General features: G+C 55.7%; 10 protein-coding genes. 3 read left to right on the top strand and 7 right to left on the bottom strand.

Annotated features, from left to right (window positions below):
* Positions 1 to 67: 67 nt before the first annotated feature.
* Complete coding sequence (locus B1C80_RS13760; protein WP_077921764.1) at positions 68 to 2,635, top strand: DUF5686 and carboxypeptidase-like regulatory domain-containing protein; 2,568 nt, start codon at positions 68 to 70, stop codon at positions 2,633 to 2,635.
* Positions 2,636 to 2,656: 21 nt separating this feature from the next.
* On the opposite strand, the gene B1C80_RS13755 is transcribed toward B1C80_RS13760, so the two are convergent.
* The 5 genes from B1C80_RS13755 to B1C80_RS13735 form a co-directional block, all read right to left on the bottom strand.
* Positions 2,657 to 3,586 (bottom strand): DUF3445 domain-containing protein, encoded by a 930-nt coding sequence (locus tag B1C80_RS13755; RefSeq protein ID WP_077921763.1) that lies wholly within the window; start codon positions 3,584 to 3,586, stop codon positions 2,657 to 2,659.
* A gap of 84 nt (positions 3,587 to 3,670) precedes the next feature.
* Positions 3,671 to 5,092: a glucoamylase family protein gene (locus tag B1C80_RS13750; protein ID WP_077921762.1), complete on the bottom strand. Its 1,422-nt coding sequence runs from the start codon at positions 5,090 to 5,092 to the stop codon at positions 3,671 to 3,673.
* Between the two features lie 101 nt (positions 5,093 to 5,193).
* The gene (locus B1C80_RS13745) at positions 5,194 to 6,690 is read right to left on the bottom strand and encodes a RagB/SusD family nutrient uptake outer membrane protein (protein WP_077921761.1); all 1,497 of its coding nucleotides are present in this window, start codon (positions 6,688 to 6,690) and stop codon (positions 5,194 to 5,196) included.
* A gap of 18 nt (positions 6,691 to 6,708) precedes the next feature.
* Complete coding sequence (locus tag B1C80_RS13740) at positions 6,709 to 9,756, bottom strand: TonB-dependent receptor (protein ID WP_077921760.1); 3,048 nt, start codon at positions 9,754 to 9,756, stop codon at positions 6,709 to 6,711.
* Between the two features lie 141 nt (positions 9,757 to 9,897).
* Positions 9,898 to 10,635 carry a class I SAM-dependent methyltransferase gene (locus B1C80_RS13735; protein WP_077921759.1) on the bottom strand — a complete coding sequence of 246 codons (738 nt, stop codon included), beginning with the start codon at positions 10,633 to 10,635 and terminating at the stop codon, positions 9,898 to 9,900.
* A 172-nt stretch (positions 10,636 to 10,807) separates the two neighbouring features.
* On the opposite strand from B1C80_RS13735, the gene B1C80_RS13730 reads away from it, so the two are divergent.
* Positions 10,808 to 11,209 carry a cytochrome C gene (locus tag B1C80_RS13730; RefSeq protein WP_077921758.1) on the top strand — a complete coding sequence of 134 codons (402 nt, stop codon included), beginning with the start codon at positions 10,808 to 10,810 and terminating at the stop codon, positions 11,207 to 11,209.
* A 62-nt stretch (positions 11,210 to 11,271) separates the two neighbouring features.
* Here B1C80_RS13730 and B1C80_RS13725 read toward each other — a convergent pair whose 3' ends face one another.
* Positions 11,272 to 11,862 carry a class I SAM-dependent methyltransferase gene (locus B1C80_RS13725; RefSeq protein WP_129601190.1) on the bottom strand — a complete coding sequence of 197 codons (591 nt, stop codon included), beginning with the start codon at positions 11,860 to 11,862 and terminating at the stop codon, positions 11,272 to 11,274.
* Positions 11,863 to 12,055: 193 nt separating this feature from the next.
* Positions 12,056 to 13,630, bottom strand: a complete 1,575-nt coding sequence (locus B1C80_RS13720; protein ID WP_077921756.1) for a M81 family metallopeptidase — start codon at positions 13,628 to 13,630, stop codon at positions 12,056 to 12,058.
* 154 nt (positions 13,631 to 13,784) lie between these two features.
* Here B1C80_RS13720 and B1C80_RS13715 point away from each other — a divergent pair, with 154 nt between their 5' ends.
* Positions 13,785 to 14,639: an aldo/keto reductase gene (locus B1C80_RS13715; RefSeq protein WP_077921755.1), complete on the top strand. Its 855-nt coding sequence runs from the start codon at positions 13,785 to 13,787 to the stop codon at positions 14,637 to 14,639.
* The last annotated feature ends 41 nt before the right edge of the window (positions 14,640 to 14,680 follow it).

Raw genomic sequence — 14,680 nt, 5'->3', positions numbered from 1 at the left:
GTCTATTTCAACTACTTCGCAAGCTTCTGAACTGCTTGCCTAGCTTATATTTACCTACCGTAACACTATGTTCGCGTTCATTGTACCAGTAGCAAAGCGAATGCTTTTCCGCCTGCTACCACTTGCTTTTTTGCTAACTGTTCATAACATCTCTGCCCAGCCTATTTACTCCATCACAGGCAAAGTAACCGATGCGCAAACAGGCGAAGGCATTCCTTTTGCATCGATTGCATTAAAGGGGAAATCAGTAGGCACCCAGTCCGATTTTGATGGAAATTACAAACTGACGGTACAGACGCTGGCAGACTCGCTGGTTACTTCGTCCATTGGGTATATCACCAGCCGGAAACCGGTGAGCATTGTAGCTCAACAAACGATTAATATTCAGTTATCTGCCAGCGCACAGCAACTTAAAGAGGTAATCGTTCGTACTCGTGGCCAGGACCCTGCCTATCGAATTATGCGTAAAGTCGATGAGCACAGGAGTAAAAATAATTTTGCCGAAATAAATGCCTACGAATGTGAGGCTTACAACCGAATAAGCATTTCCGTCCAGAACTTATCCGAAAAATTCAAGCAGAAAAGAATTATCCGCGACATTTACCAAAAATTAGCTCAGATAGAATCTCTGCGCGACAAGAATGCAAATCTGGTTATCCCTATATATTTATCAGAAGCTATTTCGACAATTTATTTCAAAAAAAATCCGATGCGGATGAAAGAAATTGTTCAGAAAAGTTACTCAAAAGGTCTTGGGATTGCTGATAACGATTTTATAACACAACTTACCGCTTCGGGCTATAATACGATTAATTTTTACCAGAACTGGATTGGCCTTTTTCGTAAAGAATTTATGTCCCCTCTGGCAAAAGGCGGAACCGGAGTTTACACATATTTTTTACGGGACACAACCCAGGTCGGATTACATACCTGCTTCCGAATTGATTTCGACCCGAAAAATACCCGCGACCTGGCCTTTAGAGGTACGCTCTGGATAGACACGACCTCGTACGCACTCGTGCAGATTGACGCCAATATCGACAAAACCGCAAACATCAATTTCATTGATAAAATACAGATTCAACAGGAATATGAACAGCTTGGCGAAAAAGAGGATACCTGGATGCCCGAAAAGACGCGACTGGTTATCGATGCATCTGAGCTTTTCGATAAATCGACAGGCGTTGTTATCGGCCTGGCTATCAACTTGAAAGATGTAATTGTCAACAAGCCAAAAGAGCTGGCTTTTTTTGATGCCCCCGTTGAAATCAGGGCCGATAGTAAAGAAGCCGATGATGCCTTCTGGACCCAGCAACGGCAGGAAAAACTGACCAAAGATGAACAGCTATCACTTGCACTGATCGACACAGTTAGTCAGGTGCCGTCGTTCAGGCGGCTATCAAAAGCAGTCAATTTTTTTGTCAACGGCGGTTATGTGCGCCTTACGAAAGCTGTTGAATTAGGATCTGCATTCTTTAGCTACGCGCGGAATAACATAGAGCAGAATCGTTTCTGGCTCGGTATGCGCACCAGCCCCGGATTCAGCAAAAAATGGCAGATAAACGGGTATCTTGCCTACGGAACCCGCGATAAAATACTGAAACGAGATTTAGAAATCACCTACGTCCCATCAACGGCACCCCTTACCCGTTTCGGCTTGAAAGCCAATCTTGATATCGATCAGATTGGTATTCGCCAGGAGGATATCGGTGATAATGCGTTATTTCGGCTGGCCTCCCGCTTTGGCCGATCAAACGGAGCATTTTATCAGCGAGACTATCAAGTGTTTTTCCAGAAAGACTTTTCTCAAAATATCACGACGACACTGACTCTGCGCCACCGTGCGTTTTATCCACTCGATTATTTCTATCCAGAAGAATTTAGTAAGGAGCGATTCTCGATTGTCACGCCCTTCAATGCGCCGGAAGCCAGCTTTGCCCTACGGTATATTCCCAACCGGATACCCAGCCGCAACCCTAACCGAATAAGAACCCGGGCCGGCAAATCAGCTCCCGTTATTGGTTTGAAATACACATTCGGTCATGTTAGCGATACACTGTTAGCGTCTGTTGGGTCCCAATTGGGGAACTACCATATTGTCAAAGTCGATTTTTCGCACATGCTGCGCTTTGGCCTGTTTGGAAAAACAGACTATACCATCGAAGGTTTGTATACGCCTTCGCTATTGCCAATCAACCTGTTGAACGTACACCTGGGCAATGAGACCTTTGTTTACGCCAAAAATGCGTTCAACCTGATGAACTACTCGGAATTTGCCAGCGACCGGTATCTGTCCTTATCCTTTCATCACTCGTTTGAAGGGTTAGTAACGAACCGAATCCCGTTACTTAATCGGTGGGGTTTAAGGACGTTTGCAGTGGGCAAACTACTCTACGGAAGTTTACGGGTGGATAATGAGGAGTTAGTCTCCAAGTACTTCGAATCTAGTCCCGAGTACTTACCTCAACTATATCTACCTAAATCAATCGGGCCTACCCCTTATGTAGAACTCGGATATGGGATCGACAATATTTTTCGCTTTCTGCGGGTTGCGGCTGTCCATCGGTTAACCCACCTGAACGCACCCGGCACACGGTCTTTTGGCATTCGGGCTGCTATTCATGTATCGCTGTAAAAACAGATCTAAAAGGGGGCTTCATGAAGTTTTTTCCTGTTTCAGACCCGTCAGCAGGGGTTCCAGAAACGGACTGATGCCTTTGTAGTCGAGCAGGGCGGGCGGAGCGGTTTCCAGTACGGCCGCCAGGTTCTGAGCTGCACCAGGCCGTTCGGCCAGCTCGCGATCGAGTCGGTTCTGGTAGGTGTGGATGCCGAACAGCACCGCGCCGGATCGCTGAAGTCGGGTAAGGGTTTGCCGCTCGATACGGACAAAAAGCTGCTGCGCTATGGTATCGGGGGCCAGTTGAGGGAGCCGTTCGGCCAGCAGCCGATCGAGCGCGGGCGTATGGCGGCTGGTCATGTCGAGCTGATCGCTGAGTTTGAGGCTCCAGTTGAGCCGCCAGACGGGTCGACCGAGGGGTATCCTCTCCATTAGGACCAACGCAGCCCGCATCATCGACTCGACAATGGGGTTGATGGGCGCGTGAATGTCCCAGAAGGGTAATCCCAGCTTATCGTCCAGGCACCAGCCGTTGCCGAAGCACAACTGCCCCGCCACGAGCCGAACGCCTTCTCCCGATAATACCAGCAGATCTTCGGCCACCTGCCGACCTACCCAGTCGAGTGGCTCCTGCGGCAGCGTATCGACCTTACCAACGGTAAAGGTGTAGGCTTCGTTGAGCCGGTGGTTCTGCCAGTGCCATTCGTCGCCCTGCTGCTGGAGCGTAAAGGCGTCGGGTGCCCGGCGGGCAGCCTCTTGCAGCACCAGCGCCACTATGTCCCACTGCGCCGTCTCGTGGCCTGGCTGCGACTGGTAATAATAGCCGGGCTGCCCGGTCAGCAACTGGCGTTTTAACAGCACCTCGGCCAGATAGTGGTCATCGATGTCGATCAGCGGATCGGCGTCGGTCAGCAGGCGGGTGCCAATCTTGTCGTTAAACTGCGGACCAAACGGAAAGTACGGGAGCATAGGCGGGTAGCTGAACAGGCGTTACGGTTGCCAGCGTTCATATGGTCAGCAAAGGTAATGCCTGCTCGCACTCTACCCGACGGGCTAGTTCAGCCAGCCCCCCGAAAAACCGGCTTTCACCAGCCCACGCCGGATGTGCGGATTTTTCTTCATCAGGTTCCAGACAAATTGTGTCCGCAGGTTTTCGGCCATAAGCAGAATAGGCCCCTGGTCGATACCCAGGTAGTCGACATCGAACCAACCCGTTTGGGTAGAGCCGTTGGCAAAAGCCGACGGGTAACGGTACGTTGGGTTGAAGGCATCGCGGAAGCCGTAGGGGCCGTAGAGCTTATCTCCGTATTTCGTTTTCATGGTCCGCAACGCCGGTATGCAGATTTCGGGCGCAAACGCCATCGACCCACCGGCGGCCGTAGGCGCAATGGTGCCGTCGTCTACAATCTGCGTCGATGCGGCTCCGCGGGCACGATACGAAAAGAATGTTCGGCCCGCCACCGTGGTATCTTTAGGTCCGTCGCAGGCCGTCAGTCCCCAGATCGTTGGGCCGTAATCCTGCCAGTTGGCCGGGTTGTTCAGGCAGTAAGCGCGGTTAGCATAGGTAGCCCGGCGCGAGTTTTCGGCGTAGTCGATGCCTTTGCCGCGCATGTACTCGTCGCGAATGCCCCGAAAGTCGATCCAGACGTGCGAGTACTGGTGGCCAAACAGCGGGTCGAAATTGACATGCGGCTGGTCATAGAACGTAGCCCACGGGTACGATTTTGTCCAGGCGGCCCAGGCGTCGGTTCCGACCGGGTGCGTAGGCGACCCCAGCGCGAGCACGTACAGGAGCATGGCTTCGTTATAGCCCGTCCAGTCGTTTTTAATAAAGCCCGTTTCGGGGTGCCAGCCCATCGAGACGAACGGTTTAGAGGCCGGGCCATTCCTGCCCTGAATCCAGGTCCAGTCGACCCGGGCGTAGATCTGCTCGGCCAGTTGTCGGATTTCCGTTTCGACGGGCGTGTTCTGATCGAAGTAGGACTGAGCACTCAGGATGCCGCCCAGCAGCAAGGCCGTATCGATCGTCGACAGCTCGACCTGCCGGAATCGCTCACCGGTTTTCATATCCAGAAAGTGGTAAAAAAAGCCTTTGTACCCCGCCACACCCGTTGCTTTTTCTGACTGGGGCGCGCTGGCAAAAAACCGAAGCGTGCGCACGGTACGGTCGGCGGCCTGCTGGCGGGTGACGTACCCCCGCTCTACCCCGACCAGATACGACGTCAGCCCAAAACCTACGGCAGCCACACTGCTGAACGACGGGGTTGGCGCCCGGTCGGGCACGAGGCCGTTTTCGGGATTGGCAGTTTCCCAGAAATACCGGAACGTGTCGCGCTGAAGACTGTCGAGAAACGACTGGTCCGACGCGGTCAGCCCCGCCGGTTTAGGAACGGGCGCAACGGCCTGCGTCCGGGGCTGGCAACAAACGATGGAAAGCGATCCGCACAGCGTGAGAATCGTAAGAATATGTTTCATAGGGTTTCGTCCAATTGACCAGGCTCGTTTCGGAGCGGGTAAAAAAGCCCGTGAGGTCGGAGTATCGATCCTCACGGGCCAGTAAAACGATTTCGGTCTGGTTAGTAGCCGGGGTTCTGGGTTAGCGCGCCCCCGCTCAGCTGAATCTGGTTCTGCGGAATGGGGAACAGTTCGTGCTTACCCACCACAAAATTCTTGCCCTGGGCCCGCAGCACCTCGGCAGCCCGTCCCTGACGCACCAGGTCGAACCAGCGATCATGCTCGAAGGCCAGCTCCAGACGCCGTTCGTTCCAGATGGCCGTCCGCAGGGCGGCCTGCGCCGTGGTGGTTACGTTGGGCACAACCCCCGTAGCACCACCCCGCGCCCGCGCCCGAACCAGGTTGAGCGATGTCAGCGCCTTGGCCGACTGCCCGAGTTCGTTGGCCGCTTCGGCATTCATGAGCAGCACTTCGGCATAACGCAATACCCGAATATTCTTGTTGGTTTCCCAGTTGTCGCCGTTATAGGACTCGCGGGTGCGGCTGATGTACGCCTTGAAATTGTACCGGGGATTTTCGGCATTGGCGCTTACCACCTGCCCGTCCCAGAGTGTAGTGCCGCGCCGGATGATCGTACCGTCTTTGCGGGTATCGCCTACGCCATACGCTTTTTCCAGGTCTTCGGTCGGCACGTTGAAACCCCAACCCCAGCCACCGTCGCCCCGGGCGCCCTGGCTTTCAAAATACCCCTGCACCCCCCGGTTGGGCGTCGTTCCTTTACCCTGAATCTCGAAAACCGACTCCGGGCCGTTCTCCGACGACTCGCGCCAGATCTCACCGTAGTTCGGCAACAGCGAATACTGGCCCGACGCGATGATCTCGTCGGTCAGCTGCTGCACCACATTCCATTTTTTCTGGTACATCGACACTTTGGCCAGCAGCGCTTTGGCGGCACCTTTGCTGGCCCGGCCCAGATCGGCAGTGCCATACTGCGTTTTTTCGGGCAGATTCGTGACGGCTGTTTGCAGATCACGTTCAATCAGCGCGTAGACCTGTTCACGCGTGGCTCTGACCCGCCCCTGCTCAATATCGGTTGGGTTGGTCGGGTCGGCCACCGTAGTGATCAGCGGCACGCCCCCGAAACAGCGGACCAGATTGAAGTAAAAATAAGCCCGCAGAAAACTAGCCTCGCCAACGAGCCGGTTTTTGAGCGTATCGCCAATCGTCAGGTTTGGCAGGTTGGTCAACGCCTGATTGGCGCGGGCAACGCCTTCGTACTGCCCGACCCATACTTCGTTGAACGACAGGCTCGACGGCGTAAAGGTCAGGTTGTCGAGCTGGTCTTTGTCCGTACCCGTATCGCCCGGCGAGCTACCTTTCTCCGCATCGTCGGAGGTCATACTTGTTATCCCGTTCCAGGAGAACGAGTGAAAATTCCAGTCGAGCATCTTGGCGTAAACGGCGTTCACGAGCGTGGTTGCCGCGTCGGGGTTACTCGAGAAGAAGTCGGTTGGGGTTTGCTGCCCCTGCGGTGGTACGTCCAGAAAATTCTGGCACGAGGTTACCAGTGAAAGCCCGCCTACCAGGGCTATAGCCATTGATTTATGAATCCGTTTCATGTCTGTTGAGTGCTTAACTTAAAATCCGAGATTGATACCTACCAGATAAGCTGATGTAACGGGATATGCATTCAGCTCAATACCCGAGTTGAGCGGTCCGCCGGGCAGCTCGGGCGAATAACCCGAAAACGACTTGATGGTCAGTGCGTTCTGCGCCGTCACGTACAGCCGGGCGCGGTTAAGTTTTGCCTTCGATACCAGCGTTTTGGGCAGCGTGTACCCCAGCGTTATATTGTTGATCCGGAAAAACGAGCCGGACTCAACGTAGTAGGTCGACGAGATCGGTACGGCATTGCTGGCGCGGGGTTCGGTATTGCTGGGGTTGGTGGGTGTCCACCGATCAGCCCGCGAGGCTTCAATGTTTTCATTACCGAACCGCTGGGCTTTCTTACCGTTGTAGACCTGGTTACCGAAGTTGGCGTACCAGTCCGTCGAGAAGTCGATGCTGCGGTAGGTAAACCCGCCGTTGACGCCGAAGTAGAGCCTGGGTTGGTACGAGCCAACGAAGACGCGGTCTTCATCATCGATAGTGCCGTCTCCGTTCTGATCTACGTACCGGAAATCGCCGGGTTTGGTGCCTTCTATCTTAGCTGACGTGTTGTTGACCTGCTCCTGCGTCTGAAAAATACCATCCGTTTGCCATACCCAGAATGAACCTACGGGTTGCCCCACGGCGGTGCGGGTCGTGAACTGGCCGTTACCGATGCCGCCGTCGTTGATGGGCAGACCACCCTGCACGTCTTCGAGCCGGTTGCGGTTCATGGTCACGTTGGCCCCGATGTTATACTGGAAACTGGTATTTACCGAGTTGCGCCAGTTCAGACCGAACTCTACCCCTTTGTTCAGCACCGTGGCCGCATTGGTCAGGTACGACCCATCCAGGTCACCGAAAATAGCGTCGATGGGCCGCAGAAAGAGGGCATCCCGGGTGCGTTTCTGGTAGTAGGCCACCTCGCCACTTAGCCGGTTCTTGGCCAGCGCAAACTCCAGCCCGACGTCGGTACCGGTCGTGATTTCCCACCGGAGGTTAGGGTCGATCAGGTTCGTGATGGTTCGGCCCTGTTGCGAACTCTGGTCGGGTCCGAACGCGTAGTCGAGTCCGCTGGCAATGGTGTACTGGAACGCACTGGCCGGAATGCGGTCGTTACCCGTCTGCCCCCAGCTGACGCGGGCTTTCAACACATCGAACGGCGTTTTTCCCCGCATGAACGACTCCTCACTGATTACCCAGCCCGCGCCGATAGAGGGGAAGAAACCCCAGCGGTTGCTGGTCGGGAATTTGCTTGATCCGTCATAGCGGGCCGTAGCAGTCAGCAGGTACCGGTCGGCGAAGTTATAGTTGACCCGGCCAATGTACGACTGGCGGGTTTCGAGGGTTCCGGTCTGTTCGTTGGTAGCCGTTGAGGCATTGCCCGTGTTCAGGTAGAAGTAATTCGACTGGGGCGGCACATCCTGCCGGGCGCTCCGCAGCACATCGCCCTGGAACCGTTCGTTCACGAAACCGGCCAAGACTTTCACCGTATGGCGTTCGGCAAAGGTATTGGCGTATTCGGCCGTGTTGGTCCAGAGCCAGCGCGCGTTGTTCGACCGTCCCACCGTTAGGGTACTGACCGCATTCTGCTGGTTAGCCGACACCCGGTACACGGGCGAGTAATTGTACGACCGCAGCACGTTGGACTCGATACCGAAGTTGGAAATAACGGTGATGTGCTTGGCAATGGTCAGGTTCGCGAAAAACGACCCCTGCAACCGCAGTCCCTTGGCTTCGAAGTTGGTGTAGTCGAGCTGCGCAATGGGGTTGGCTACGTTGTTCCGGGCTGTGAAACCGTAGGTCCCGTCCGGATTGTAAACCGGTACCAGCGGGGCCTGCCGGTAGGCGTTCGTGAAGGCCGAATATACCGAGCCGCTGCCCCGAACGGGCGAGGTCGTGCTGATGTTGTCGGTGGTTTCGAGCAGGGCGCTGCCCGCATCGGCCAGGACCGAGTTGCTGTTGGCCAGGCTCAGGTTATGCCCCAGTTTCAAGGCTGGCGACAAGGTATAGTCGTTGTTCAGGCGCAGCACCAGCCGGTTGTAGTCATTGCCGCGCAGAATCCCTTTCTCGTTGAAGTAGCTGGCGCTGAAGAGATAGGTCGTTTTCTCGGTGCCGCCACTGACCGACAGGGCGTGGTTATGCTGGATGCCCGTACGGGTAATTTCGCGAAACCAGTCGGTGTTGGCCGTAATGGCAGCCGGATCGAACGGAAGCGGGTCGGTCTGGCTGTCGTAGCGAACGGCTTCGTTGTTATACTGCGCAAACAACGGTGCATCGGCCATCTTCACCCGGCTGGCTGGCGTGCGAATTCCCACGTAGCCATCGTAGGTGACCTGCGGAGCTCCCGACCGACCGCGCTTTGTCGTAATCAGCACCACCCCGTTGGCGGCCCGAACCCCGTAAATGGCGGTGGCGGATGCGTCTTTCAGGATATCGACCGAGGTGATGTCGGAGGTGTTGATGTTCCGGATATCTTCAGTGATAATCCCGTCAACGACGTACAGCGGATCGGCCCCGCCCAGCAGCGTACCCGTACCCCGAATCCTGACAACGGGCGCCTGTCCGGGGGCGCCGGAGTTGATGACCTGTACGCCCGCTACCTTGCTCTGGAGGGCCTGCGTTGCCGACAGAACGGGTTGCCGAACCAGCTCTTCGCCTTTTACCTGCGCAACGGCCCCTGTCACGTCGATCTTGCGCTGGGTACCGTAGCCCACCACCACGACTTCTTCGAGCGCTTTGGCATCATCGGCCAGTTCAACGTTGATCTGGGTCTGATTGCCCACCGTCACTTCCTGCGGCTTCATGCCGATCATGCTGAACTGCAGCACAGCGCCCTGCCCCGCCGACAGGGTGTAGGCGCCGTTGGCATCCGTGGCGGTACCGGTTGTGGTGCCTTTGATGATGACGCTCACCCCCGGCAACCCCTGCTTGTCACTTTGCGACGTGACTCGTCCCGTAATTTGTTGATTCTGGGCGTGGGCCAGTCCACAGACGGCCACCCACACCAGGAGAAGTGTATAACGTATTCTACACATGGATCGTTGAGTTTTAGGTTCTACAGAGCAAATATACAACGCACTCCTACGTCCGTACTATTTAATCTTTGCAGAACCATACAAAACGTCCATAAATCGTTTTTTTTAGGTCGATACGCCCACCCTGATCCGGCCCGAAACTTACACCCGACCCAGCCGCAGAAACACCGGAAACTGAACCTCGCGCTCCCCCGCCCCCCAAACGGGTTTGAGCGTTTCGCCCAGGTGGATGACCGGATCTTCTTCGTTCTCGTGGATGTACTGACGTACAGCCGACCACGTTCGGAGGTAGTTCACGAACCGATCCAGTGTCCAGCTCCGCCGGATGGTGAACGACGCCTGCTGCCGATCAGCAAACGGGAATGGCAGCGTGGCGTAGGCATTATCGATGTAGGCGCGTTGCGGATCCCAGTACGGCCCGACCCGGTTCCGGTAGAAATCAACCAGCACAGCGTCGAGCTCCTCCCCCAGTGCTACCAGACCGTACCCCCACTCGGCCAGTACGGCACCCGGTTTGGCCACCCGCCGAACCTCCCGGTGAAAAGCCTCTACGTCGAACCAGTGGAGCGCCTGCGCCACCGTGACGAGATCGAACGTATGGTCGGCGAAGGGCGTCTGTTCGGCTGTGCAGAGCTGATAATGTATGGCCGGGTGCTGTACGGCCTGCGCCAGCTGGGCTTCGCTGATATCGGTAGCGTCGACATGCGAAAACACCTCGGCCAGAGCACCCGCCACCTGCCCGTTACCCGTGGCACAATCCCAGGCGTTTTGCCGATCTGTGACGAATGAGAGCACGAAATCGAATAACTCGGCCGGATAATCAATCCGATACTGAGCGTACAGGCCGGCATGCCCGGAGAAACGGTCGATGGGTGTCATTGAAAAAAAATGTGTTTTTATTTTAAACGATTTAAAGAAACTATTGTCTGACAATTGTTTTAGTAGGAAAATCCCAAGCCTCGATTGGCTTATCATCCTGAAGCCTCTATTTTTGTGAGGCTTGCCTATAGCCTGCTATTCTTTTTTCCAATTAATCGCTTACCCGGTTCACATGAAAAAATTGTTTGGTACCCTCCTCGCTACGACCGCTTTGACCGTAGCTGCATTCAACGTTAACGCACAGGCACCAACAGCCGATATTCCGGCAGATATGAATGCGCTGATGAGCAAATATACCTGCATTGCCTGCCACCGCCCCAACCAGCGGCTGGTAGGTCCGGCGTACGTTGATGTGGCCAAGAAAAACTATTCGAATGAGAAGATTGTAGACCTGATCTACAATCCCGTTCCTACCAACTGGCCGGGCTACCCTCCAATGGCTGCCATGAAGCAGGTTCCCAAGGAAGATGCGATGAAACTGGCCGTCTGGATCAACTCGCTCGATGATACGGGCAAGAAGACCAGCACCAAAAAGTCGACAACGACCAAAAAGACGACAACCAAGAAATCGTAGGTTGTTGACGGCACAAAAAAACGCGGTGGAGCCATCCATCGCGTTTTTTTGTGCCGTCAATGTCACAGCTGTTTCTGAAACAAATCGAGCCGGTAGGTGTCGGCCCGCTGGTTCAGCCGATGGGTCAGGGGCTGGCCAGCGCCGGCAATAGCCATGAAATGGTCATGCACCTGATCGCCCGTCAGCGGATAGTCAGGGACTACGGGTGTCCAGTGTACGAGCAGCAGGTGCCCACCGGGCGAGAGGGTATCGATCATTCGCTGCCGCGCCCGGGTCAGGTCATCGAGCGAGAGGTAATAGCCCACCTCCGACAGCAGAATCAGATCGAACGGTCCGTCCGGAAACTGGTCCGGAATGGCCATCTGTTCGATGCTGACATGTGTATAGGGAGCCAGTCGCTGCCGGGCCGTTTTCAGCGGCAGTTCACTGGCATCGACCGACAGCAGCTGCTCACAACGGCGGGCCAGCATCTCGCTCAGCACCCCGATCGAGCAGCCTATTTCAAACCCGTTGTGATAGTGGGCATTGGGCAGAGCGGCTACGGTTGCTTCGTATTTAGCTCGTTCGTAGGGGCTTGTTGCAAACGCCCACGGATCATCGCTGGCGCGGTATACATCGTCGAAGTAAGTTGCTGGAAGGGTGTTAGTAGCCACGTTGAGCAGGTTATCTGATTACTGATGATTCCAATACTGTAAGAAAGCCCAAAGCAGGCAGATTGTTTGATCAGATAACCGTTGCTACAGCCGCCCGTTCGCACCCGCAGTCGTTCAGCACACTAGTTTAACGCAAGACCAGCTTATGGCCCGTTGCGGTTCGGCAATCGTTCAGCTAACCGACGGGCAGCGCTTATTTCGACGTGCCGGAGATGGGCACCAGCTGGGCTGACAGATCGGGCGTTTTCATGTCCTTGTCGAACGGGAACATGGGCCGCCGGATGCGCTTGTAAGGAAGCCGGGCCAGATCCTGATTGACGCCACCCGGTGTCAGGGCCATAATCCAGCCCTGCTGCATGGCATAGAGCTCAGGTTCGAGATAGCCAATCTTGACCACAACGATATTGGCTTCGCGGGGCTTGAGGCCAAGCCGGGTAAAATCGATTTCCTTGTGGTAGGGCTTCCGTTTCTGGGTGACGATGACGTAGATACTGCCCACGTTGACGACGACTTCCACTTCCGCATCTTTATCCCCACGAACGATTGAGGTTACCGTTCCTTTAAGTTTGACGGGGGGTGCAAACCGCGCATCAACCCGGGCACCAGCCGTTCCTTCTACCAAACCACCCACACCGGCCGCGATGGCTTTCTGCACCAGGTCCGCATCGGGAATCGACGCGTAAATCAGCGACGGGCCGTCGGCTTTTTGAAATTCGGGTCGGGCCAGCAGCTGGGTGAGGGTCCAGGTTACGTCGCCCGCTCCACCCGCCGTCGGGTTATCGCCCGTATCGCTGATAAAAAACGGATGTTTGGGGCTGGCCAGCGCGTCGGCCAGGCATTTTTCCAGCGGACCGGTAGGAGCAACGAAGTCGAACTGATGCCGAACGCTCCAGAAGTTGCGGGCCAGTTTCTCAGCCGCCTGGGTTACGGCGGCTTTATCGTCGCCGGTAACCATCACCACCGCCTGATTGCGGGGTTCGTCGGCCCAGGCGTAGCCGATCCAGATGGCGGCATCAACAATACCAACCTGCTTCGAGGCTGGTTCTACCTGCTGATACAGGCTCCGGCCCGGCTCGATGCGGGTGCTGGTTTTCTCGCCCGGCAGCAGGATCGGCACGGGTATCCAGGCTTTGTAGGCGGGTTTGCCCTTCCCGCTTTTGATGCGCTCGAGCAGGTTGACTACAGCCCGCTCTTTGGTTTGCATGGCGTCTTCGTGCGGAGCCATCCGGTAGCAGGTCATCAGGTCGGTCTGCTGAGCCAATCGCCACGACACGTTGCCATGCAGATCCATAGATGTCGAAACAATCGTTTTGTAGCCAATCACCTGCCGGATGCGAGTCAGGAAATCCCCTTCCGGATCGTCGAGTCCGACCACACTCATAGCGCCGTGGATGTCGAAATAGAGTCCGTCGTAAGGGCCGTACTTCTTCAGTGAATCGAGGGTTTTGGTCACCAGCGACTCGTAGGCCTCCCGCGTTACGGCTCCGCCCGGCAGCGATTTACCGACAACGGCAGGCAGCCAGAGCGCCTGTTTACGCAGGGGCGACACCGGCATCATGAACGGATAGGCATTGAATACCTCCGGTCCATACCGCGCATGGAATGCTTCTTCGTGGGTCAGCGCCGGCGAAAACGTGCTCGACTCAATGCCCAGACCGGCAATGGCAATGCGGGGTAGTTTGGCGGGACCGGGCTGCCCCGTCGACTGGGCCAGTCCGTTGGTACTGACCGAAAACCAGATGACAAATCCTGCGAGAAGCTGTTTCATGGCCCCAAGTTAAGCGATACGGCCTGTTTTCCGAAGACACTCTATACTGTACATAGGGTTTAGACGGACCCTGCCGGGCCCGAACAGGTATGAACAAAGCCGCCCGGTCGGGTAGTTTATAGGTACAATAACCCAAATAAACAGTACCTGTATCATGATTGAGTCGATCACAGACACATACACCTTAAACAACGGTACCTCCATTCCGGGCGTTGGCTTCGGAACCTGGCAAACACCCGACGGCGATACTGCCATCTCGGCCGTCAAAGCCGCTCTCGATGCCGGTTATCGACACATTGACACGGCGGCAGTCTATGGCAACGAAACCAGCATCGGAACCGCCCTGGCCGAGTCGGGCGTCGACAGGACGGAACTATTCATCACCAGTAAGCTATGGAATACGGAGCGCGGCTACGATAAAACCATGAAGGCGTTTGAGAAAACGCTGGCTGACCTGCAACTCGACTACCTCGACCTATACCTGATTCACTGGCCCGCCAATGCGCGCCGGTATTCAGATTGGCAGGCCATCAACGCCGATACCTGGCGGGCGTTTGAGCAGCTGCACCAAGACGGACGGATCAAGGCCATCGGCACCAGTAACTTCCTGCCCCACCACCTGGACGCGCTGATGGACAAAGCCGATGTAATACCAGCCATCAACCAGATCGAATACCACCCGGGGCAGACACAGGCCGAAACGGTCGACTTCTGCCGGCAGCACAACATCCTGATCGAAGCCTGGGGACCGCTGGGTACCGGCAAAATGCTCGGTAACGAAACGCTGGCCGAACTAGCCAGTCATTATAACAAGTCGGTAGCCCAGTTGTGTATCCGCTGGTGCCTGCAGAACGGAACCCTGCCCCTGCCCAAATCGGTGACGCCCGAGCGAATCAAAGCCAATACAGACGTTTTTGATTTTACCATCAGCGAGGCCGACATGCTGGCCATCAACAAGCTGCCCTACATTGGCGGATCAGGCCTGAACCCCGACGAGATCAATTTTTAACGATAGTACAGCCAGTCGGGGGCGTTTGGAGTAGCTGGCAG

It is taken from the genome of Spirosoma sp. 209 (genome assembly GCF_002006735.1).
GTDB lineage: Bacteria > Bacteroidota > Bacteroidia > Cytophagales > Spirosomataceae > Spirosoma > Spirosoma sordidisoli.
Note: the sequence above shows the minus strand (reverse complement) of the source record. Positions and strands in the feature narration are given on the sequence as shown.

What these genes read in the sequence shown, in the direction of transcription:
- B1C80_RS13745 (WP_077921761.1), bottom strand. Translation starts at nt 6,690, where the DNA reads ATGAAACGGATTCATAAATCAATGGCTATAGCCCTGGTAGGCGGGCTT.
- B1C80_RS13730 (WP_077921758.1), top strand. Translation starts at nt 10,808, where the DNA reads ATGAAAAAATTGTTTGGTACCCTCCTCGCTACGACCGCTTTGACCGTA.
- B1C80_RS13755 (WP_077921763.1), bottom strand. Translation starts at nt 3,586, where the DNA reads ATGCTCCCGTACTTTCCGTTTGGTCCGCAGTTTAACGACAAGATTGGC.
- B1C80_RS13750 (WP_077921762.1), bottom strand. Translation starts at nt 5,092, where the DNA reads ATGAAACATATTCTTACGATTCTCACGCTGTGCGGATCGCTTTCCATC.
- B1C80_RS13760 (WP_077921764.1), top strand. Translation starts at nt 68, where the DNA reads ATGTTCGCGTTCATTGTACCAGTAGCAAAGCGAATGCTTTTCCGCCTG.
- B1C80_RS13735 (WP_077921759.1), bottom strand. Translation starts at nt 10,635, where the DNA reads ATGACACCCATCGACCGTTTCTCCGGGCATGCCGGCCTGTACGCTCAG.
- B1C80_RS13720 (WP_077921756.1), bottom strand. Translation starts at nt 13,630, where the DNA reads ATGAAACAGCTTCTCGCAGGATTTGTCATCTGGTTTTCGGTCAGTACC.
- B1C80_RS13740 (WP_077921760.1), bottom strand. Translation starts at nt 9,756, where the DNA reads ATGTGTAGAATACGTTATACACTTCTCCTGGTGTGGGTGGCCGTCTGT.
- B1C80_RS13715 (WP_077921755.1), top strand. Translation starts at nt 13,785, where the DNA reads ATGATTGAGTCGATCACAGACACATACACCTTAAACAACGGTACCTCC.